Source organism: Myxococcota bacterium, from assembly GCA_039030075.1.
In the GTDB taxonomy this organism is placed as follows: domain Bacteria; phylum Myxococcota_A; class UBA9160; order UBA9160; family SMWR01; genus JAHEJV01.
The window spans coordinates 85,136-106,795 of the sequence record JBCCEW010000020.1 but is presented as its reverse complement, the minus strand read 5'-3'; the positions used below and the strand labels follow the sequence as shown (position 1 = coordinate 106,795).

Below are 21,660 nucleotides of genomic sequence, written 5' to 3'. Positions count from 1 at the left end.
GGTCGCCCGAAGCCTGGATGTCGAGGGCCGCGGAAGACACCTGCAGTTCGGTCACGCTGCCGTGAAAGCCCGCGGCCGCCGTCGCGCTGGCGAGATCGATCGCCGACCCGGCAGCGCCCCGCGTGCCGATGTACGGAACCCGACTCCGGCCCAGTCGTCGAGAGAGACGGTGACCGCCGTCCCGACCACGGTCACGACCCGAAACATCCAACCGCGCGCATAGGCCGGTCGCGTCGTCCCGGGAAGCGGCGGGTCGGCGAAGCTCTGGAGTGGCTCCGCGAGCACCGCGCCGGGCGCGCCGTAGTCGTCCGTGAAGTGCACGTAGTCGCCCGGCGCCAGCGTCGCGGGCGGCAGGTCGTCGACGCTGAGCGTGGCGGTCGAACCCGACCAGACGACCGACGCCACCCGGCCGGTGTGGAGCGTCGCCCCGGAGAGTTCGAGGGTCCCGCCGTCATCGACGCGGACGCCCCCCGTCGCGGTCAACGTCACCCCCGCCGGCACCACCAACCGCCCCCCTGCCGTCACGGCGAGGCTGCCCGCGATGCTCAGATCGGCGGCGAGGGTCACGGTGAACCCGTTCATCGAGAAGTCGTCGGAGGCGTCGGGGATGCACCCGATCCAGCCGCCCTGGCTGGGGCCGCTCCAGTTGAAGTTCGCCGCCGCGATGCACTGCTCGCCCTGGGCCGCGGACGCGATGGCGCAGGTCAGGAGTGCGGTCGAGACCGCGGCGCCGCGCCAGTTGCGCCTTCCTTCCTTCAGCCATCTGGAGCCACGAGAGCCACTTCGCATCGACACCGCACCTGGTCCGCCGGATCCGGACAGGATACTCGCCCGCGCCGAGAACTCCGGGGGGCGCCTGCCCGTGAGCGGCGCGGGCCGGAACCCCGCCACACGAGCCGCCTGAGGGCACGGGGCGTGGCGTCCCCCTCGGCTAGCGGGCGTAGCAGAAGAGCGGCGGACGCTGGGCGACTGCGAACACAGCCGGGTGTCTTTCGGCCGCGCTCCACCGGTATGATGGGCACCCACGCCTCGGACCAGGAGACCCCATGCCCCTTCCCATCAGCGCCTTGTATCTCGCCATCTTCGCCGTGTTCGCGGCCGTGCTGTCCTTCTTCCCCGGCAGGATCCGTGGGAGCGAAGGCATCTCGATCGGAGACGGCGGACGTCCGGATCTGCTGCTGGCGATGCGGCGCCACGCGAACTTCGTCGAGTTCGTGCCCTACTTCATGCTGATGTTCGCAGCACTCGAGCTGAACGGCGCCTCTGCCGGCTTCCTCCACGGCATCGGCCTCGCGATGGTGGTGGCGCGGATCTGCCACGCGATCGGCCTGAAGGCCGACACGATCCAGAGTCCCCTTCGCGGCATCGGCGCCGGCGTCACCTTCCTCGTCACGCTGATCGCAGCGGGAATGCTGGGGTATCAGTTCGTCGGCGCGTGAGCCGCGCCGGTCGAGGGCGTCGAGGCTCCTTCCTTTCGCCAAGACAGCAAGCCCGACCGCAACGACCCGCGTCGCGACCGCGCCGAGCGGCGCATGCCGAGTCCGAGCAAGAGTGCGACGAGCCCGGCCGCTCCGAGGAGGGAAAGCGCCGGCACCGGCGCGGCGCTGGGTCCGACAGCCCAGAGCTCGTTGCCCGTCGCCCCGTCGCTGGCGGGGAAGAAGACGCGACTGCCCGCGGCGGTGAAGCCGGGGGCGAAGGCGACGCCATCGGGGGCGCCCGCCTGGATGTCGGACAGCCGCCGGGTCCCGGCGACGGTCCCGTCGCTGGTCCACGGCTCGCGTCCGTCCACCCCGTCGTCTCCGACGAAGTAGACCGCACCGGCCTGGCAGCGCAGCGACTGGAACTCGACGCCGTTCGGGGCGCCCGGTTGCACTTCCACGAGCAGGAACTCGGTGTCGGGCGTTCCGTCGGTCGCCCACAGCTCCCGCCCGTTGAGGCCGTCCTGCCCCGAGAAGACGAGCACCCCGTTCACGCCGCAGAACTGGCTGGGGAACACCCCGTCCCCGGCGCCCGGATTGACGTCGGTCAACCGGGTAGCGTTTCCGGGCGTACCATCTGTCCGCCAGATCTCGCGACCCGTCGTCCCGTCGTTGGCGAGAAAGTAGAGAAAGCCGTCGTAGACGTAGAGGCTCGACACGTCCGCGCCGCCGGCCCCCGGGTTCACGTCGGTGATCCGTACGGTCGTGGTGCCGTCGCTCTTCCATAGCTCGGTACCGGTCGCTCCGTCGTTGCCGCGGAAATAGACCTCACCGTCGAACTCGGCGAGTTCCCCGACGTTGCCGCTGCCGGTCGGGTTGAGATCGATCACCATCTGGGTGCCGAGTTCGGTGCCGTCGCTCGTCCAGAGTTCGGTACCCGCGCTTCCGTCATTGGCGGCGAAGAACAGCTGACCTCCGGCCACCGTGAAGTCGAAGGGCGTCGAGCCTCCCGTTCCAGGCCGGATGTCCCGCACCTGGACCGTGCCCGCGTCGGTCCCATCGGACTTCCAGAGTTCGCTCCCGTCGTTGGCGGTGGCTCGGAAGAAGGCCACGCCCCCAACGGCCGCGCCGAATCCCAGGAAGGAACCGCTCGCGCCGGGCCGAATGTCCTTCACGTAGGCCGTTCCGGCCGCCGTGCCGTCAGTGACAAAGAGTTCGACGCCTTCAGTCTCGTGCTGGGCCCGAAACAGCGCGCGCGTCGCGTCGAGGGCGAAGAACACGCTGGGAGAGGCACTCGCGACGGGGTTGAGGTCGGCGATCCGGACGGTTCCGGCCAGGGTTCCGTCGGAACGCCACAGCTCTTCGTCACCTGCGCCGTCCGTGCCGCCGAACAGAAACGTGTTGCCCAGGGCGAATCCGAACCCGTCGAGATGAAATGAGTCGACGCCGTTACCAGCACCGGGGTTCAGGTCCGCCACGCGGTAGGGCGTTTGCGCCGATGCTGTACCCGAAGCTACCAGCGTTGCGAGTGTCCAGAAGACCCAGTTCCAGCTGCGCATGAGAGCCACTCCCGTCGCCGCCCACGCCGAATCGCGAAGGCTCGGCGCAGGCTATGAGCGCGCGCAGTGGGTTCCCATGGTCAATTCGCCATACGGGGCATGGTCAATTTGTCAGTCGTCGATGAGAACTCGACGAAGAGCGCAGTGCTAGCGTGATCGGGAACCCGGTTAGGCGTCCCTCATGCGCACCCACGACTGGATCGGACTTCTCGAGGCCAGCTACGACCTCGCATCGCCTGCGGACGACTGGCTCCGACAGGTGCGCGAATGCGCCACGGCGTTCTTCGTGCACAGTCCGACGGTCGTCCTCTTCGTCGCGCGCGTCACGCCCAGCCGGATCGATCTCGAAAAAGTGGAGGCCGAGACGACGGCCATTCGTGACGTCGCGGTCGCCGTGAACGAAGCCGGCCCCGAGGCCGTCATCGATCTGATGTATCGAAACGGTCCTGTGGCCGGGACCCTCAGCGAGCGCGTCTTCCCGAGGGTCCCGGAGGCAAGGCGGGTGTTCCTCGAGTCGATGCGAGGGCTGGCCGAGGACATGCTCGGCACCGTCGGCCGCGCCAGCGCGGGGCGCATGGCCCTGCTCCTGGGCGCCCTCCCCCGCCCGATGTCCACGACCCCGGCGGAGCGTCGCCGCTGGCACCTGGCCATGACGCATCTAGGCGCCGGCTTGAGGCTGCGTGCGGCGTTCGCAGACGACGCGGAAGGCGGCGGCGTCGAGGCAGTCCTCGATCCCGACGGTCGCATCCAGCACGCCGAGGGCCCTGCACGCGACGCCTCGGCCCGCGACGCCTTGCGGGACGCCGCCGTGCGGATCGACCGCGCGCGCTCTCACGCGGGTCGGTGCGATCCGGAAGCCGCGATGGAGAGCTGGAGCGGCCTCGTCGAAGGGCGCTGGAGCCTCGTGGACCGCTTCGAGCGCGACGGAAAGCGCTTCGTCGTCGCGCACCGGAACGAGCCTTCGGTCGTCGATCCGCGCGGACTGACCCGACGCGAGCGCCAGATCGCGGAACTCGTCGGGATGGGCCGTTCGACGAAGGAGATCGCCTACGAGCTCGGTGTCTCACTCTCGGCGGTCAGCATGGCGGTGAAGACTGGCTGTCGGAAGCTCGGGCTCGGCGCGCGCACCGAACTGGCGAGCTTCTTCGCGCCGGGGGGACTCCGTGCCCGGCTGGAGGAAGCGAGCCTGAACGGGGAGACGCTGCTGGTCGGGGCGCATCCCCTGCTCGACGAGGCCGCCGCCGAGGCGTTGTCGCCGGCCGAGCGCGAGGTGACGTCCGCGCTGCTCGCCGGCAGCACCTCGTTGGACATCGCGTCGCGCCGCGGAACGAGCGTGCGGACGATCGCGAACCAGATCGCGTCGATCTTCGAGAAATTGGGTGTGCACTCCCGCGTGGAGCTTGCAGCCCGGCTCCACGCGGACGCCGGGCCGGTCCCTACTCGGGAATCTCCAGCACGCGCTTCGCGATCACGTTGAGCTGCACCTCGTTGGTCCCGCCCCAGATCGAGTCGGAGCGGGTGGTGAGCCAGGCCTTGGTGCGCTGGAGCTCGACGGCTTCGAAGCCGGGCCCTTCCCAGCCGAGACCCTGGGCACCGAGCGCCTGCATCGCGAGATCCTGCTCGGCCTTCACCATGTTGGCCCAGCGGTACTTGCCGAGGGATCCGATGTCGCGGGTCGACTGACCGGCCCGCGCCTCCTCGCCCGCGCGCCGCATCGTGAGCCGGAGCGCGTTCGCCTCCATCTCCTGTGCCGCCGTGCGCTGCCGCAGGGTGGCGTCGGCGAGCACGCCGTCCCGCAGGCCCACTTCGCGCTTCACGAGGTCGACGAAGGTCTCCTTCATCGCTCCCGTGATGCCGCCCTCGCTGCCGCCATCCGTCGTACGCTCGTGCTGAAGCAGCCGCTTCGCCACCGTCCAGCCGCCATTCTCGGGGCCGATCAGGTGCGCCACCTTCGCCCGCGCACCGTCGAAGAACACCTGGGAGAAGTCGGCGTTGCCATCGATCAGCGTCAGCGGACTCACCTTGACCCCGGGTTGGTGCATCGGGAACAAGACGAAGCTGATGCCGTCGTGCTTCGCCGCGTCGGGGTCGGTGCGCACCAGGCAGAAGATCCAATCGGCCTTGTCCGCGCCGGTCGTCCAGATCTTCTGGCCGGTGATGACGTACTCATCGCCTTCGCGCACGGCCCGCGTCTGCAGGCTCGCCAGGTCGGATCCGGCACCGGGCTCGCTGTAGCCCTGGCACCACTGGACCTCGTGGCGCGAGATCTGCGGCAGGAACTCGAGCTTCTGCTCCTCGGTCCCGAATTCGAGCAGGGTCGGACCGAGCATTCGCGTGCCGAACGCCGAGGCCGGCGGCACCGGAGCGCGCGCCTTCTTCAGCTCCTGCTTCACCACCTGGGTCTGCTTGCGGTCGAGACCGCCGCCGCCGTACTCGGTGGGCCAATCTGGGGTGAGCCACCCCTTCCCGGTGAGCGCCTGGAACCAGCGGTCGAGGGCTTCCTTCGGAGCGCCTCGGCGGGGACCCGACTTGAGCTCCTCGGGCAGCGACTCCTGGATCCAAGCCCGGGCTTCCTGGCGGAATGCGTCGAGAGATTCAGACATGGGATGCTCCTCGCTCAGTAGCCGCGCAGGCCGGCGAACCGGTCGCGGTGGTAGATGCCGTCGCCGAGCGTGAACTCAGCGGCCTTCAAGCGCTTGAAGAAGAGTCCGATCTCTTCCTCGTCGGTCATGCCGATACCGCCGTGCATCTGAATGGCTTCGCCGCCGATCAGATGTGCGACGTCCGAGCAGCGGGCCTTCGCCGCGCTCGCACAGGCCGAGGCGTCGTCGCGGTCGTCGTCCAGGGCCGACTGGGCGTCGCGCACCACCGACCGCGCGAACTCGAGCTCGGTCCACATGTGGGCGGCCCGGTGACGCAGCGCCTGGAAGGTCCCGATCTTCACGCCGAACTGCTCGCGGTCCTTCAGGTACTGCAGCGTCCGCTCGAAGGTCTCCTCGAAGGTGCCGACCATCTCGGCGCAGAGTCCGATCGTCGCGCGATCGAAGACGCGGTCGAGCAGTGCGAAGCCGCCATCGACGTCACCGAGGACGCGGTCGGCGCCGACCGTGACACCGTCGAGACGCACGGTCGCCGCGTTGCGACCGTCGACCATCTCGGTGCGCTGGATCTCCACGCCCGCCGCCTGTGCGTCGACCACGAAGAGCGAGAGACCGTCCCGGTCCTCGCGGCCGCCCGACGTGCGCGCGACGATCACCAGCTGATCGGCCACGTGCCCATCGAGCACGAAGGTCTTCTCGCCGCGCAGCGAGAAGCCGTCACCCTCGCGGGTCGCGGTGGTCTCGACCTCGGTGGGGGCGAAGCGTCCGCGCTCCTGGAACGCGAGGGCGAGCAATCGCTCCCCACTGCACACCTCGGGAAGCAGCTCCTTCTGGAGCGGCTCCGGCGCGCCCAACAGGATGGCGTTGCCGCCGAGGAGCACCGTCGACACGAAGGGTTCCGGTGCGAGGACGCGACCACACTCCCCCAGCACCGCGCCGAGTTCGCCGTAGCCCATGTCGGCGCCGCCGACGGCTTCCGGGAAGGGAATCCCGATCCAGCCGAGCTCACCCATCTCCTTCCAGAGCGCACGGTGGAAGCCGGTGGCGTCCTTCTCGTCGCGGAGACTGCGCATCCGCTCGACGGGCGACTTCTCGTCGAAGAACGTGCGCGCCATGTCGCGCAAGATCAGTTGGTCTTCGGTCAGGATCAGTGCCATGGGTCTCTCTTTCGGCGCAGGGGCAAGCGCTGCGCGCAGTCGGTGGGGTCGCGCGGGGCGCTCGCGGTGGGGGGTCTCGGGGGGTCGTCGACCCGGGGCATACCCTACCCGACTCGGGCGACGGGCGGGACGCCGGGACCCGCCATCCGGCTCCACAGCAACTCGGGGGCCGACGGGAAGTCGGGGTCCTGAGGACGTCACCCGGGGACGGGAAGCCCCTCGTCCCAGGACGGGTCGGCACCGAAGCGCTCGCGCAGCCGCGCGATCAAGAGCTGCACCTTCGTGGACAGGAGCTTGCGGTGCGGTGTCACTGCGTGCATCGCCAGCTCGGCCGCCAGCTGGCCGGGCAGCAGTTCGACGAGCGAGCCATCGCGGAGGTCGTCGCCCACCAGGAACGTCGGCAGCAGCGCGATCCCCGCGCCGGCCCGCGCGAGGGAACGCAGCATCTCCCCGTTGTCGGCCCGGTGGTGCGCCTGCTCCGCCAGCGACACTCCCTCGACGGGCCAGGTCCGCGCGCTGTCGAGGGTGTAGGCGAGCAAGGCGTGGTGGGGGAGGTCCCCGACGCGCTGCGGGGTTCCCTCGCGGCGCAGGTAGGCAGGTGCGGCGACCAGGGCCCGCTTGCAGGGAGCCAGGCGGCGCGCGACCAGGCTCGAATCGGACAGCGTCCCGATCCGCACGACCAGGTCGAACCCCTCGCCCACCACGTCGACGAAGCGGTCGGTGAGATGCACGTCCAGAGTCACCGCCGGGTGCTCGGCAGCGAACTCGGCGAACACTTCGACGAGATGGCGGCGACCGAAGTCCATCGGCGCCCCGATGCGCAGGGGTCCGCGCGGCTCCGCCTGCAACTCGGTGATCGCACACTCGGCGTCTTCGAGATCGGCCAGGATCGCCCGCGCCCGCTCGAAGAGGGCCCGCCCGACGTCGGTCGGTGCGACACGCCTCGTGGTCCGGTTGAGGAGCCGCGCCCCGAGGCGGTCCTCGAGCGCCCGGACCCGCTTGCTCACCGCAGACGGGGTCAGACCGGCGCGCGCGGCTGCGGCGCGGAAGCCGCCGGCCTCGACGACCGCGACAAACGACTCGATCTCAGCGAGTTGGGCCATCACACCTCCTCGGGTGAAGTCATTGTATCCAAAATGGACATAGTCATGTGCCTGTGAACTCTCTTGTTCTCTCCTCGTCACGTGATTTCCTTCCGCCCCATGCACGTGAGCCCTCGACCCAGCGAAGAGCGCGGCCAGACCCGGCTGGCCTGGCTCGACTCCCAGCACGCCTTTGCCTTCGGCGACTACCGAGACCCCGACTGGCCGGGCTTCCGCGGGCTCCGGGTCCTCAACGAGGATGTCGTCGCCCCGGGTCGCGGGTTCGGGCCCCACCCCCACCGCCACGCCGAGATCCTCTCGTTCGTGCTCGCGGGAGCGCTTCGTCACGAAGACAGCCTGGGTGCCCGCTCGGAGATCCACGCGGGTGAGGTGCAGGCGATGAGCGCGGGCCCGGGCGTCGTTCACGCCGAGTGGAACGCCTCGGATCGCGAACCGGTGCACTTCGTCCAGGTCTGGCTGCTGCCCGACCGGCCGGTCGCGACTCCCGCGTTCGCGCACGCGACACCGGGATGGCGTGCGCACCACGGCCTCACCCTGGTGGCCTCGCCCGATGCGCGTGACGGATCGCTCCCGATCCACGCCGACGCGTCGGTCTACGCGGGCCGCCTCGCAGCGGGCGAAGGCCTCGAATTCGCCGTCGGCGCCGGACGCGCCGTGTGGGTGCAAGGACTCGCGGGGTCGCTGACGGTCGCGAATCGAACGATCGACGCCGGCGACGCGCTCGGAATCGAGGCGATCGACACGGTGTCCGTGCAGGCACGCGAGGACGCCGAGTTCTTGCTCTTCGATCTGGCATGACCCCGCCAGGCCGCTACCCCGAGAGAGCGAAGGAGGAAACATGGGACAGCTGGTCGACGGACGCTGGAGCGACGCGTGGTACGACACGAAATCCACCGGCGGTCGCTTCGTCCGCAAGGACAGCGCATTCCGCGATCGCATCGCGGCGGACGGCTCGACCCGGTTCGCGCCCGAGGCCGGCCGCTACCACCTCTACGTCTCCCTCGCGTGCCCCTGGGCGCACCGCGCCCTGATCGTGCGCAAGCTGAAAGGCCTCGAGAGCGCGATCTCGGTATCGGTCGTGCACCCGCTCATGGCCGAGCACGGCTGGGCCTTCGAGAACCCGGACGACACCCCGCTCGTCACCGGGGACGCGCTCCTCGGCAAGCGCTACCTGCACGAGGTCTACACGACGGCGGACGCCCACTACTCGGGTCGCGTCACCGTCCCCGTGCTGTGGGACCGCGAGACCGGCACGATCGTGAACAACGAGTCCTCCGAGATCATCCGCATGCTGAATGCGGAGTTCGACGCAATCGCCGACCCGTCCGTCGACCTCTACCCGCGCGGGCTCCGCGACGCGATCGACGAGGTCAACGCCTTCGTCTATCCGAACATCAACAACGGCGTCTACCGCTGCGGCTTCGCGACTTCCCAGGAAGCCTACGCAGAGGCGTTCGAGCAGCTCTTCGGCGCGCTCGACCACCTCGACGCGAAGCTCGGCGAACAGCGCTGGCTGGTGGGCGACACCCGCACCGAGGCCGACTGGCGCCTCTTCACCACGCTGGTCCGCTTCGACGCCGTCTACGTCGGCCACTTCAAGTGCAACCGACAGCGCATCGCCGACTTCCCGCACCTGTCGGGCTACCTGCGCGAGCTCACCCAGGTGCCCGGCGTCGCGGAGACGGTGAGCGTCGAACACATCAAGCGTCACTACTACGAGAGTCACGGGACCATCAATCCGACGGGCGTGGTGCCCATCGGCCCGGAGCTCGACCTCGACCGGCCGCATGGCCGCGATTCGATCGGAGGAAAGGCATGAGCATTCGCAACGACGTCCAGGCCGTGATCGACGGCATCCTGGAGGGAGAGATCCTCGAGACCTTCGACCGCTTCTACGCCGACGAGGTGGTCATGAGCGAGAACGGCGCGGACGAGCGTGTGGGAAAGGCCGCGAACCGCGCCTACGAGGAGGCCTTCGTGAACGGCGTCACCTTCCACGGGGCCGAGGTCGGCGAGGTCCTCGTCGACGGCCATCGCGCCGCCATCGAATGGGCCTTCGACCTCACGCCTCACGGCGGAGACCGCGTCGTGCAGAAACAAGTCGCCGTGCAGCAGTGGCGCGATGGCAAAGTGATCCGGGAGACCTTCTACCACGGCTAGTCCCGGCCTCGAAGGGGCCGTGCCGAAGTCCGCTCACCCGACACACGGAGACCGACGCCACGATGCATCGCGTGCGCATCGCCACGTTCAGCGAACTCGACCCCGAGAAACCCTTCGGCGCCCTGCTTGCGAACGTCGACCTCGTCGTCGTGCGCTGGCCCGACCAGGCCGAGGTGTCCGTCCTCTATGGCCGCTGTCTCCACCGCGGCGCCATGCTGGCCGATGGCGAGATCCGCGGCGAGGACCTGATCTGCGGCGTCCACGATTGGGACTACCGGTTCCGGACTGGGGTGAGCGCCTACAGCAACGACGAGAAGCTCGAGCGTTTCTCGCATTGGATCGAGGACGACGGCGTCTTCGTGGACGAGGACGAGATCCGCGAGTGGGAGCGGTGTCACCCCCAGCCCTATGCGCGCGCGTCCTACCAGGGCGCCTACGCCGACCCTCATGGCACCGGCGACGAGCCCTACAACCATTGGATCCAGGAGATGGCCGAGCACGGGCTCGAACGCGCCGGCCATCACGGACGCGTGGACGCGATGGGCGTCCCCCGGGCCGAGCTCCCCGCCTGGGAGGACATCCAGATCCTGACGGCGCAGCTGCACCGGGTTCCCCTGCTCGACGATGCCGAGGTCGGGAGCGACCTGGTGATCGGCCCCGAGGCGAAGCGTCCGCTGCAGCTGGAGACGCCGCTCTTCGTGTCGGACATGAGCTTCGGCGCGCTCTCGCTCGAAGCGAAGGTGGCGCTGGCGATGGGTGCCGAGGAAGCCGGGACCGGCATCTGCTCCGGCGAAGGCGGCATGCTGCCCGAGGAGCAACAGGAGAACGGGCGCTACCTCTACGAGCTGGCGTCGGGCCGCTTCGGCTTCGCGCTCGAGAAGCTCCAGCGCGTCCAGGCCTTCCACTTCAAGTGCGGCCAGGGCGCCAAGACCGGGACGGGCGGGCACCTGCCCGGTCACAAAGTGACCGGACGCATCGCCGAAGTGCGCGAGATTCCCGAGGGCCAGTCCGCGATCTCGCCGGCGCGCTTCCCCGACCTCGAATCGATCACCGACTTCCGCCGCGTCGCGGACGAAGTGCGGGAAGCGACCGGCGGCATTCCGATCGGTTTCAAGCTCTCTGCACAACACGTCGAGCGCGACGTCGAAGCCGCAGTCGCTGCGGGCGCGGACTACATCATCCTCGACGGGCGTGGTGGCGGCACGGGCGCCGCCCCGCTGATCTTCCGCAACAACATCAGCGTGCCGACGATCCCAGCGATCGCCCGGGCGCGCCGTACCCTCGACCGCCTGCGCCGACCGGACGTCACGCTGATCGCGACGGGCGGCCTGCGGGTCCCGTCGGAGTTCGTCAAAGCGTTGGCGCTGGGCGCCGACGGGATCGCGCTGTCGAACGCGGCGCTCCAGGCGATTGGCTGCCTCGGCATGCGCGCCTGCCACACCAACAACTGCCCGGTGGGCATCGCCACCCAGCAGGAACACCTGCGCTCCCGCCTGCCGGTGGCCCTGGCCGCGAAGCGGCTCGCTCGGTTCTTCGGATCGGCCACCGAACTGATGCGGGTGATGGCCCGGGCCTGCGGCCACACCCACCTCGATCAGTTCCAGCTCGAAGACCTGACCACCTGGAAGCGCGACATGCACGCGCTGGCGGGCGTTCCGTTCGCCGGGGTGTCGCCGTGACCGCTCCGGCTCCCGTGCATGTCGGCAGTGCCCATCCGGTCTTCGTGCAGGGAGGAACCCGGTGAGCTGGGAACGACTGGGAGCGATCGCTCCGAACCAACTGACCGGCGCGCGCGAGCAGGCCCACGCGGCCGTGCAGCTCCTCGCGGCCGTCGGAGAGACCCACGCGGAGCACCGCGCCGACACCAGCCACACGGCTACCGTCTATCGCCCCGACCTTCGCGCCCTCGCGATCGCCGCCCCGCTCGCGGGCGGATTGCAGGCCGTCCTCGACCTGGCAGAACTCCGGGTCGACGTGCTGGGCCCGGCCGGAACCGTGGGCGAACGGACGCTCGACGGACGCACCCTGGCGGAGGCAGCGGAATGGCTGCGTGACACGCTCGCTGCCGGCTCCGACGGCCAGTTGGCAGGGGCGCTGCGCTTCCCGACCTACGACCTCGAGCCGCATCCGGTGCGCGAGGGAACGCCCTTCGAAGCGCCGCGCGACGGCCTCGCGGAGCTCGACCGCTGGTTCGCGAACGCCCGCCTCGCACTCGCGGACTACGCGCCGGACGAAGCGATCCTCTGCTGGCCCCATCACTTCGACCTCGCGATCCTCCAGAGCGTGGCCCCGCTGCCCGAAGGCGGGACGAAGACGGTGGGCATCGGCCTCTCCCCTGGAGACGGCGCGATTCCCGAGCCGTACTGGTACGTGAACCACTGGCCGGTCCGGGGGGTCGGGGACCTGTCTTTCGGTTCGCTGCCGGCGGGCTCCTGGCACACCGACGGGTTCATCGCCGCCACGCTCCGCGCCAGCGAACTGGTCGAGGCGCCGAGCGCCGACTCCCAGTCCTCCACCTTGCACGCGTTTCTCGAGGCCGCCATCCGCCACAGCAAGGAGTTCCTCCGATGAGCCCCGTTCGCCCCTCTGATCAGCGGGTCTGGAAGAAGGCCCTCGAACTCGACGAGCTCGAAGAAGGCCGCGTGAAGTCGGTCACCCTCGACGAACTGACCCTGTGCATGACGCACTGGGACGGGCAGTACGGGGCGCTCGACAACCGGTGCCCCCACCAGGGCGGACCCCTCGGCGAGGGATCGATCGAGAAGGGCCACCTGCGCTGCCCCTGGCACGGCTGGGACTACTGCCCGCTCACGGGACAGCCTCCCGATGGCGGCTACGACGACGGCGTCCCGACCTACCCGGTCGAGGTGCGCGAGGACGGCGTGTACGTCGAGCTACCGGCCGAGCTGGTGCGCGACCGCACGGTGTCGGACGTGATGGTCGAGACGCTCACGAACTGGGGTGTGCGCTGGGTATTCGGGATGGTCGGACACTCCAACCTGAACGTCGCCGAAGCAATCCGGCGTCAGCAGGAAGCCGGCCGCATGCACTACTTCGGCGTGCGGCACGAGGGCGCAGCGTCGTTCGCGTGCTCGGCGTACGGAAAGCTGACCGGGCGGCCCGCGGCGTGCCTCGCGATCGCGGGCCCCGGCGCGACCAACCTGCTCACCGGACTCTGGGATGCGCACGTCGATCGCGCGCCCGTCCTCGCACTCACGGGCCAGGTCGCGACCCAGGTCCTGGGGACCGGCAACTTCCAGGAGCTGGACCTGAAAGCGGCCTTCGGCCAGGTGGCCTCCTTCGCGCAGCCGGTGCTCCCCGACTCCCCGTTCGCCGAACTCGCGAGTCGCGCGGTGAAGACGGCGGTACTCGAACGCGGCCCGGCGCAGCTGATCTTCCCCGACGAGGTGGCGGGGCATGCCAGCGACGCCAAGGCCGCGACACCCGAGGGTCGGCTGGCGTCCCAGCAGTTCCCGCCGCCGCAGGACGCCCTCGAGAAGGCCACGACGATGCTCGCCGCGGCGAAGCGACCGGTGCTGATCGTCGGCCACGGCGCGCGCTACGACATGCCCGCGGTGATGTCCCTCGCCGAAGCGCTCGGGGCTCCCGTCCTCACCACCTTCAAGGGAAAGGGACTCGTCTCGGACCAACATCCCCTCGGTTGCGGGGTACTCGGGCGCAGCGGCACGCCGATCGCGAGCTGGTTCATGAACGAGTCCGACCTGCTGCTCGTGCTGGGTGCCAGCTTCTCCAACCACACGGGCATCACGCCGAAGAAGCCCACCATTCAGGTCGATCGCGACCCGATGGCCTTGGCGAAGTTCCACGCCATCGACCTGCCCGTCCTCGGTGACCTCGGGGTGACGGCCCGCCAACTCCTCGACGGGGTGCGCGGACGCCATGCCTCCCACGATCACGCCGAGGAAGTGGCTTCGCGCTGGTCGATCTGGCGTGCGGAGAAGGCGCGACGTCGCGAGGATGATCGGGGTCGCGGCATCAACTCGGCGGTTCTCTTCGACGCGCTCACGCGCGGGGTGCCAGCGGACGCGATCCTTCCGGTCGACGTCGGCAACAACACCTACTCCTTCGGCCGCTACTTCGAGTGCGACCGCCACGCGGTGCTGATGTCGGGCTACCTCGGGTCGATCGGCTTCGCGTTCCCCGCGTCCCTCGGCGCCTGGTGCGCCACCCAGGAGGAAGGCACCCCCTTCCACGGGCGCCAGGTGGTGTCGATCTCGGGCGATGGCGGCTTCGGCCAGTATCCCTTCGAGCTGACCACCGCCGTGAAGTACGGGATGAACCTCACCCACGTGCTCCTCCACAACGGCGAGCTCGGCAAGATCTCGAAGGAGCAGCGGGTGGGACAGTGGCAGGTCTGGGAGACGTCGCTCCACAACCCGAGCTTCGCGGCCTTCGCCGACGACTGTGGCGCCCTGGGCGTTCGCATCGAGCGCGCAGACGAACTCGACGCGGGCATCGAGCGTGCCCTGTCCCACCCGGGGCCTTCGCTCGTCGAGGTGATCTGCGACGCCGAGCTGGTGTAGTCAGCGCGGCTCCAGCCGGTACATGCGGTCGCCGGGCTCTTCGCGCTGATCGCGTCCCGTCAGCTTCTCTCCGACGTCCACGACCAGCCCGTGGGCGGCCGTCTCGGCCGCTTCGCGGTTGCCTTCGTCGCCGACGTACTTCACCGCGCGGATCGCCCGCACGATCTTGTACTCCGCCGTTCCGTGGGGCACGTGCACGAGCTTGCCCTCGACGCGCTTCCCTTCGATGCGCACCACCACCCGGTTGTCGCGTTCGATCTGCTGGGGCCAGCGCGGCAAGCGTCCACCGATGCAGTCGAGGTCACAGATCAGATAGGACACCCCATCGTGCACGTTGAACCAGAGGATCCGGGAACTCCCCGCCGCCACGATCTCGAACTCGAGCTCGTGCAGCGCGTCGAGGGTGTTCCAATCGAGGGCGTCGAACTCCACCCAATCGCCCGAGCGAAACGGGCCGCCCCCGAAGAGCCAGACGGGACCGTCGGCCTGCCGGATCCCGACCACGGCCAGCAGGCCCACGGCGGCCACGACCCCCAGGCCGATCGCCAGTCGGCGCGGCCAACGACGCATTCCAGTGTCTCCCACAGTCCTCTCGCGTCGGGCCGTGACGCGTCAGCGACCCGGATGGCGGTGTTCGCGGTAATTCTGGCGCACTCGTTCGAAGATCGGGCGTTTTTCCCAGCCGGCAGAGAGTGCCGCCAGGCGTGGCGGCAGCGCAGGGATGCCTCCGCGCGGCCGCATCGCGGGAGAGCCCAGCGGCGCGAGCAGGCTCGCGACGGTCAGGTCGGCGCGACCGAACGAGTCGCCAAGCAGATAGCGACGGCCATCAGAGACGAGACCATCGAGCCAGTCGAGTTCGGCTTCGATGACACCCTGAGAATCATCCGCCTGAGCCCGGCCCAGGTCCATCATGGCCATCATCCTCGAGCGGATCCCCGACCACCCGCTCTCCACGATCGCCGCCTCTTCCGGGTCGAGATCCTGGGTGAAGATCGGCAGGACCGTCTCCGGGTACTCCACGATTGCCTCGGAGTAGTACAACCGACGCGCGTGGACGCCGACCCGCTCGTCGAGACGCTTCTCGATCGACCGCCGCGTTTCGGTGTCGTCGGGCGATTCGGCCCCGAGTCGACCTTCCGCCGGACCCTGCGCCTCGGCCCAGTCGAGGATCGCGCTCGATCCCTGGATGAAGCCGGCCTCGGTCTCGAGAACGGGGAGCGCGCTCGACGGCCAGCCCCGTTCCTGTGCCTGCACGAAGTGCAACCCAGGCCCGAGGATGCGGAGCGTGTGGTCGATTCCGAGGTAGTCGAGCCCCCAACGCGCCTTCTCGCAGTAGTGGGAGATGGCGAACAGGTAGAGGGTGGTCACAGCGAAGCCTCCGGTCTCCGGCGCCCGACCCTAACGCGTATGTCCGCGATCCACCGCTGCGCCCCGGTGTGAGGCGCTTCATACCCACCACGTCGCGGGGTGGATCACGCTGAATCGAGCAGATTCGATGCCACTCCCTGGAGGCACTCATGCGCACCTCTCTCCTGCTCCTCGTTTCCGTCCTCGCCGCGATCGCGCACCCGCTCCCGGCCGTCGCCGGACGCACCGGACAGGTGCGCGCCGAGTGCCAGATCTTCGGACAACCGGCCGTCCTCGCCCTGCAGTACGAGGCCATCGCGAGCCACGGCATCACGGTGGGCCCCGGCGCCAACCCGGACATCACCGGCGTGATCCCAGACGGAACCTCGACGGTCTACTGGAGTGGAACCCTCCGCACGGTCCAAGGCACCGTTCCCATCAGCGGTGAGAACACCTACCTCCGCTTCTACGATCGCAACGTCTTGAACCGCGAGACCGTGCTCGAAGTGACCCTGACCGGGCCGCGCACCTTCACGCTGCAGGACGTGTTCGGCAACTACCCCGGGATCCACCCCTGCACGATCGTCTCCCAGCAATAGTGGCGTTGCGCGGCAAGCCGCGCGCCGCCTAGGAGAGGATCGGATCCAGGCGGTGGAAGAGCGGGTTCGCCGGGTCCGGATCGGTGCCCGCCGCGATCATCGACAGCCGCAGGGAACGCCGGTGGAGGAGCCGTACGAGCAGCGCGTCGTGGGCCGGGTCGTCCGCCGCGATCAGCTCCGAGAGCACGGCATCCGCGGCCGGGAGATCTGCCGTCGTGCGATCCCCCAGGTCGCGCAAGTCGTTCACGGCTTCGGTCTCGAACCAGTCGCGATACCGCGAGTAGTTCAAGAGGAAGCGCGGAATGTCGCCCAGCAGGTCGCGCTCCCAGGGCTCGAAGGCGGTCGAGGTGGGCAAGCGCCCGATGTCGACGATCAGCTTGCGAAGACCCGAGTCCTCCCAGGACTGGGTCTTCGATTCGGGCAGACGCAGGTCGTGGTCCAGCGGGATCTCCTGGAGCTCGGCGATCGCCTCGAACGCGCGGCGCGTGATGCTCGCGTACTCGAGCACGCCCTCGATCCAGTTCGCACCCTGGGTCTCGGGGTGCATGAACGCCTTGGCCGCGATCGCCGATAGCTGCAGGAAGTTCACGGTGTGGTAGCCCACCACGCGGAGATCCACGGGCACCCCGGTCGCCTCGCCATAGCGTCGATAGAGCGCCGGGATGTCGCCCATGTTCTCGTAGGGGTGGCGACCGCGGAAGCAGGCCAGATCCCAATGCGTATCGCCGATGGTCGCGATCTCGAGATCGATGATCCCGGCCACCTCGGTTCCCGCCGCCATGAACTGACCCGCGTCGCCCGTGATGAAGCGCGGCTCGGTGCGATGCGCGGGCACGTTGCGCCGCAGCCAGACCTGCAGGAACGCGAAGGTCGCGTCGATGTCGCCGACCTTCTCGCCGTAGCGGTACATGCGCTCGGTGGCGGTGAGCGCGATCTCGGCCGGTGAGTCGGGCACCGAGAGTCCGCGGATGTGGGAGAACGCATCGAGCGGCACGGCGTGGATCTTCGCGAGCTCTTCCATGTAGTGGAGCATCGCCATCCAACGCTCGTCGCTCATCGTCGACGGATTCTCGATCGCGGTATGGAGCATGCCGGGTGCGCGATCCTCTGTGTCGATCCAGTCCATCACGAAGGCCTTCGGCGAATCCATCCAACCGTAGATGTGGGGCACCTTGATGCCGTTGGCTTCGAGCGCCGCCATCACCTCCATCTCGAAGCGCAGCGCGTGCTGGCCGGAGACGGGGCGATTGCCGCGCACGAAGATGTGCTGCGAGCGACCGTCCTTCTCGTAGGTGACCTTCCACTGGGGTCGCCAGCGTTCGAGACGCTCGATCGCGGACACGTCACCGCCCAGCTCGTCGCGGATCCAGCGCTTGATGCCCTCGTGCTGCTGGGCTTCGAGGGCGTCGGGGTCGAGGCTGGCTTCCGTGGCCGTGGATGCCGACATGGGGGTCCTCCGCGCGCGACGCCCGCCTGTCGTGAAGCTCCGGGGACCGCGCGCCCTAGGCCAGCGGGCGGACCAGCCGGCCAGGACGCGCGCCGGTGTCGCGATCGTGGTCGCGGGTGCGGACGCCGTTCACGAAGGTCGCGACGTAGCCGCTCGCCGGCTGGAGCAGGCGGCTGCCGCCCGCAGGCAGATCGCGGTGCAGCTCGAGCCCGCCCAGCGCGAGGCGTTCCAGATCGATCACGTTCAGGTCGGCGCGCTTGCCGACCTCGAGGGTCCCGCGGTCGGTGAGCCCGTAGAGCTCGGCGTTCGTTCCCGACTGCTTCTTCACCAGCCACTCGATCGGCAGCCGCTCGCCGCGCGCGCGATCGCGCACCCAGTGGGTCAGCTGGTAGGTCGGGGCGACGGCGTCGAAGATCAGGTTGACGTGGGCGCCGGCGTCCGAGAGCCCGGTGACCGTGTGGGGATCGAGAAGCATCTCGCGGATGACGTCGTGGTTCATCTCGCAGTAGTTGGAACCGAGCACGATCGCGAACGACCTCCCCTCGTCCTCGAGCAGGAAGTCGTACATCACCTCGTGGATCGGCTGACCCGTCTCCGCGGCCCGATTTCCGAGCATCTGGCTGGGATCGGGTTCGTAGTCGATCGGCATCCGAATCGGGAACAGGAACGGCGCCACCTGGCCCAGCAGCCCGTGCACGTTCGCCATGGCGCCGGCCTCTTCGACGGGCTCGTCTTCGCCCTGGAGGATCGCCTGTCGCACCTCGGGGCGGCGCATCTCCTTGACGCGCTGCTCGAGGGGAAGCTCCGCGATCGCGAGGTAGGCCTGGCGTCGCTGGAACATGTGGTAGGTCTGGAGCCCGGTGACGAAGCCGATCGGGCGCGCGGCCACCTGGGGGCGCAGGTTCGCGCCCTTCGCGTTCTCTTCCGCCGACCAGGCGAGGTAGTTGCGCCAGGTGTCGGGATAGTCGGGGATCTGCACCGTCGTGAAGGTCACCGGCCGACCGACGCGTCCGATCGCGCGAATCAGGTCGAACTCTTCTTCGAGGGAGTACTTCTCGCCGCCGAGGTTCTCGAGCTTGCCGACGGTGCTAGCGGGGATCAGCTCGAACACGCCCTTCCCCGCCTTCTGCATCGCCTGCGCGAGCGCGACCAGCTCGTCGCGTTCGGCGAAGGTGCCCGGCACCGGGTCGCCGCCGATCGAGCGGTGCCCCACCGTGCGCGAGGTCGAGAAGCCCATCGCGCCCGCGCGCATCGCCTCCTCGACGAGCGCGCACATCGTCTGCAGGTCTTCGGCGGTGGGATCCTCGTTGTCGCGACCGCGCTTGCCCATCACGTAGTTGCGCAGCGAGCCGTGGGCGAGCTGGGCGCCGACGTCGAGGGCGTACTCGCGCTCGGCCAACAGGTCGAGGTACTCGGGGAAGGTCTCCCAGCGGCCCCAGGGCATGCCCTCGTAGAGCGCCGTGCCCGGGATGTCCTCCACGCCTTCCATCAACTCGATCAGCTCTTGCTCACCGCCCTTCGGCACCGGCGCGAACCCGACCCCGCAGTTGCCCATCACCACGGTGGTGACGCCGTGGGAGGCCGACGGATCCATCGTGTCGTCCCAGGTGACCTGTCCGTCGTAGTGGGTGTGCACGTCGACCCAGCCCGGCGCGACGACGGCGCCGTCGGCGTCCAGCGTCTCGCGCGACGCCTCGCTCAGGTTGCCGCGGGCGACGATCTGGCCATCGCGAATGCCGAGGTCGGCGGTCTCGGTCGGGGCGCCCGTGCCGTCGACGAGCGTGGCACCGGTGATCTTGAGGTCGAGCATGCTGGGACTCCTCTGCGTGGGACAGTGCGGACCATTCTAGGCGCTTTTCGGGGCGAGCGATCCACAGAGAGGGACCGCGTTCGCGCCCCCGCGACGCGATCCACGCGGTCAACCCGGCACCCTCTCCTGACCAAATTTGCGGTGCGCCCGGATCTCGGGGGTACTCGTCCTCGACGCCCCAACCCCCGGACCGCGGTCCGGAGCCAGGAGAACGCCATGACCGATTCCGTCGTTCTGTACGCGAAGCACTCCGGCATCGCGACGATCACTCTCAACCGACCGGACAAGGCCAACACGCTGCGAATCGAGATGATTCAGGGCCTCGACGACGCCTTGCGCGACGCCAACCGCGACCGCGACATCAAGGTGATCGTGCTCGAAGGCGCCGGCGACAACTTCTGTGGTGGCTTCGACTTTTCGGGAGGCCTCGAACACTACGGCGGCATCCAGGAATCGAACTACGACCCGGGCATGGACGTGTACGGGGTCACCAACGGGTACACCAGCTACATCCCCCAGTTCATGGGCCTCTGGCGCGGCCTCAAGCCCACCATCGCGAAGGTGCACGGCTACTGCGTCGGCGGCGGCTCCGAGCTCGCCCTGTGTGCCGATCTGGTCGTGGCTTCGGACTGCGCGCGCATCGGGACGCCCTACTCGCGCGTCTGGGGGTGCCATCTCACCGGCATGTGGGTGCATCGGCTCGGCCTCGCGAAGGCGAAGTACTACGCGCTGACCGGGGAGTGGGTGAGCGGGAAGGAGGCGGCGAAGATCGAGCTGATCAACTTCTCCCATCCGCTCGAGGAGCTCGACGGCGAAGTGCAGCGGCTCGCCGAGAAACTCGTGACGATTCCGCTCACCCAGCTCACCACGATGAAGCTGATCGTGAACCAGGCCTACGACAACCAGGGTCTGCAGAGCACCCAGACCCTGGGTCCGATTCTCGACGGCATCATGCGCAACACGCCCGAAGGCCGTGAGTTCGTGCGCGTCGCCGCCACCGAGGGCGTGCGCGAGGTGATCACCCGGCGCGATGGTCCGTTCCAGGACTACAGCCAGGCCCCGCGCGAGGAGCAGCCGCGCAAACGCAGCGAGCTGGGCTGAAGCGAGGTCTCTTTTCTCGCAATCCGGGCCCTCGTCACGGCCCGGGGCTGAGCCCTACCCTGTGCCCAGGAGGTGCCGGCGTGCCCCTCGGTCTCGCGGATTGGATCACCCACCCGACGTCCATCGAGCGTTCGCCCGTTTCCTTCCCCACCTTCGCGCCCGCCCGAGGACCCGAACATGGATGCGATCGAGCTCCTGACCACGACCAAGGCCGTGCGACGTCGAATCGACTTCGACCGGCCCGTCCCCTACGAGACGCTCGAGGCGTGCGTCGAGATCGCGGTGAAGGCACCGCTCGGCGGCGAGGAATGGCAGCCCCATTTCCTGATCGTCGACGACGCGGCGAAGAAGGAGCAGATCGGGACGCTCTACCAGCAGGTGAATCTGCCCTACATCGACGAGATCGAAGCGAAGGCGCTGACGGCCGCCGACCCGGCGGAGCACGAAGGGATCCGCCGCACCCACGAGACCTTCCGCTGGCACGGCGCCCAGATGCACCGCATGCCCGCCCTGGTGATCGTCGGCGTCCGGGGCCGCTACGAGACCCAGGCCCAGATCATGCAGGCCTCGGCCTACGGGTCGATCCTGCCCGCCGCCTGGTCGTTCATGCTGGCGGCGCGCACGAAGGGACTGGGCGCCACGTGGACCACGCTCCACCTCGCACAGGCAGACGCCGCGGCCGAGGTCCTCGGCCTGCCCGACGACTTCACCCAGGCCGTCATGCTGGCTGTCGGCTTCCACAAGGGCGACACCTTCCAACCCGCGAAGCGTCAGCCGGTCGCCCACTACGCTCACCGCAACGGCTGGTGAACCCG

At 69.1% G+C, this 21,660-nt stretch carries 20 protein-coding genes; 11 read left to right on the top strand and 9 right to left on the bottom strand.

Features of this window, described 5'->3' with window-relative positions; translation table 11 throughout:
* Positions 1 to 51 precede the first annotated feature (51 nt).
* The gene (locus tag AAF430_19675; GenBank protein ID MEM7412459.1) at positions 52 to 789 is read right to left on the bottom strand and encodes a hypothetical protein; all 738 of its coding nucleotides are present in this window, start codon (positions 787 to 789) and stop codon (positions 52 to 54) included.
* Positions 790 to 1,046: 257 nt separating this feature from the next.
* On the opposite strand from AAF430_19675, the gene AAF430_19670 reads away from it, so the two are divergent.
* On the top strand, positions 1,047 to 1,439 hold the full coding sequence (locus tag AAF430_19670; GenBank protein ID MEM7412458.1) for an MAPEG family protein: 393 nt from the start codon (positions 1,047 to 1,049) through the stop codon (positions 1,437 to 1,439).
* On the opposite strand, the gene AAF430_19665 is transcribed toward AAF430_19670, so the two are convergent.
* Complete coding sequence (locus AAF430_19665) at positions 1,421 to 2,977, bottom strand: hypothetical protein (protein ID MEM7412457.1); 1,557 nt, start codon at positions 2,975 to 2,977, stop codon at positions 1,421 to 1,423. The genes AAF430_19670 and AAF430_19665 overlap by 19 nt on opposite strands.
* Before the next feature lie 181 nt (positions 2,978 to 3,158).
* On the opposite strand from AAF430_19665, the gene AAF430_19660 reads away from it, so the two are divergent.
* Entirely contained in the window at positions 3,159 to 4,454 is a 1,296-nt protein-coding gene (locus tag AAF430_19660; protein MEM7412456.1) for a helix-turn-helix transcriptional regulator, read from the top strand.
* Here the strand turns inward: AAF430_19660 and AAF430_19655 are convergent.
* From AAF430_19655 to AAF430_19645, 3 genes are all read right to left on the bottom strand, one after another.
* Entirely contained in the window at positions 4,414 to 5,580 is a 1,167-nt protein-coding gene (locus AAF430_19655; protein MEM7412455.1) for an acyl-CoA dehydrogenase family protein, read from the bottom strand. The two genes, AAF430_19660 and AAF430_19655, sit on opposite strands and share 41 nt — an antisense overlap.
* 14 nt (positions 5,581 to 5,594) lie before the next feature.
* Positions 5,595 to 6,734 (bottom strand): acyl-CoA dehydrogenase family protein, encoded by a 1,140-nt coding sequence (locus tag AAF430_19650; GenBank protein ID MEM7412454.1) that lies wholly within the window; start codon positions 6,732 to 6,734, stop codon positions 5,595 to 5,597.
* 197 nt (positions 6,735 to 6,931) lie between these two features.
* Positions 6,932 to 7,837, bottom strand: coding sequence for a LysR substrate-binding domain-containing protein (locus AAF430_19645; protein ID MEM7412453.1), 906 nt, complete (start codon positions 7,835 to 7,837; stop codon positions 6,932 to 6,934).
* Between the two features lie 81 nt (positions 7,838 to 7,918).
* Here AAF430_19645 and AAF430_19640 point away from each other — a divergent pair, with 81 nt between their 5' ends.
* The 6 genes from AAF430_19640 to AAF430_19615 all read left to right on the top strand — a co-directional run bounded on the left by AAF430_19640 (position 7,919) and on the right by AAF430_19615 (position 14,541).
* Complete coding sequence (locus tag AAF430_19640) at positions 7,919 to 8,635, top strand: pirin family protein (protein ID MEM7412452.1); 717 nt, start codon at positions 7,919 to 7,921, stop codon at positions 8,633 to 8,635.
* A 40-nt stretch (positions 8,636 to 8,675) separates the two neighbouring features.
* Entirely contained in the window at positions 8,676 to 9,656 is a 981-nt protein-coding gene (locus AAF430_19635) for a glutathione S-transferase family protein (protein ID MEM7412451.1), read from the top strand.
* On the top strand, positions 9,653 to 9,997 hold the full coding sequence (locus tag AAF430_19630) for a nuclear transport factor 2 family protein (GenBank protein ID MEM7412450.1): 345 nt from the start codon (positions 9,653 to 9,655) through the stop codon (positions 9,995 to 9,997). The genes AAF430_19635 and AAF430_19630 overlap by 4 nt, the downstream gene beginning before the upstream one ends.
* Before the next feature lie 62 nt (positions 9,998 to 10,059).
* Positions 10,060 to 11,676, top strand: coding sequence for a glutamate synthase-related protein (locus tag AAF430_19625; protein MEM7412449.1), 1,617 nt, complete (start codon positions 10,060 to 10,062; stop codon positions 11,674 to 11,676).
* Positions 11,677 to 11,737: 61 nt separating this feature from the next.
* Complete coding sequence (locus AAF430_19620; protein ID MEM7412448.1) at positions 11,738 to 12,568, top strand: hypothetical protein; 831 nt, start codon at positions 11,738 to 11,740, stop codon at positions 12,566 to 12,568.
* Positions 12,565 to 14,541, top strand: a complete 1,977-nt coding sequence (locus AAF430_19615; GenBank protein MEM7412447.1) for a thiamine pyrophosphate-binding protein — start codon at positions 12,565 to 12,567, stop codon at positions 14,539 to 14,541. Before AAF430_19620 ends, AAF430_19615 begins: the two co-directional genes overlap by 4 nt.
* Here the strand turns inward: AAF430_19615 and AAF430_19610 are convergent, their stop codons facing one another.
* Together AAF430_19610 and AAF430_19605 are read right to left on the bottom strand one after the other, a co-directional pair.
* Positions 14,542 to 15,111, bottom strand: coding sequence for a hypothetical protein (locus AAF430_19610; GenBank protein ID MEM7412446.1), 570 nt, complete (start codon positions 15,109 to 15,111; stop codon positions 14,542 to 14,544). It abuts the gene before it with no gap.
* 42 nt (positions 15,112 to 15,153) lie between these two features.
* On the bottom strand, positions 15,154 to 15,909 hold the full coding sequence (locus AAF430_19605; protein ID MEM7412445.1) for a glutathione S-transferase: 756 nt from the start codon (positions 15,907 to 15,909) through the stop codon (positions 15,154 to 15,156).
* 149 nt (positions 15,910 to 16,058) lie between these two features.
* On the opposite strand from AAF430_19605, the gene AAF430_19600 reads away from it, so the two are divergent.
* Complete coding sequence (locus AAF430_19600; protein MEM7412444.1) at positions 16,059 to 16,487, top strand: hypothetical protein; 429 nt, start codon at positions 16,059 to 16,061, stop codon at positions 16,485 to 16,487.
* Between the two features lie 28 nt (positions 16,488 to 16,515).
* Here the strand turns inward: AAF430_19600 and AAF430_19595 are convergent, their stop codons facing one another.
* Together AAF430_19595 and AAF430_19590 are read right to left on the bottom strand one after the other, a co-directional pair.
* On the bottom strand, positions 16,516 to 17,934 hold the full coding sequence (locus tag AAF430_19595) for a phosphotransferase (protein ID MEM7412443.1): 1,419 nt from the start codon (positions 17,932 to 17,934) through the stop codon (positions 16,516 to 16,518).
* Between the two features lie 55 nt (positions 17,935 to 17,989).
* Positions 17,990 to 19,744 carry an amidohydrolase family protein gene (locus AAF430_19590; protein MEM7412442.1) on the bottom strand — a complete coding sequence of 585 codons (1,755 nt, stop codon included), beginning with the start codon at positions 19,742 to 19,744 and terminating at the stop codon, positions 17,990 to 17,992.
* 216 nt (positions 19,745 to 19,960) lie between these two features.
* Between AAF430_19590 and AAF430_19585 the strand changes: the two genes are divergently transcribed.
* Positions 19,961 to 20,845, top strand: a complete 885-nt coding sequence (locus AAF430_19585) for a crotonase/enoyl-CoA hydratase family protein (GenBank protein MEM7412441.1) — start codon at positions 19,961 to 19,963, stop codon at positions 20,843 to 20,845.
* Positions 20,846 to 21,022: 177 nt separating this feature from the next.
* Positions 21,023 to 21,655, top strand: coding sequence for a nitroreductase family protein (locus AAF430_19580; GenBank protein ID MEM7412440.1), 633 nt, complete (start codon positions 21,023 to 21,025; stop codon positions 21,653 to 21,655).
* The last annotated feature ends 5 nt before the right edge of the window (positions 21,656 to 21,660 follow it).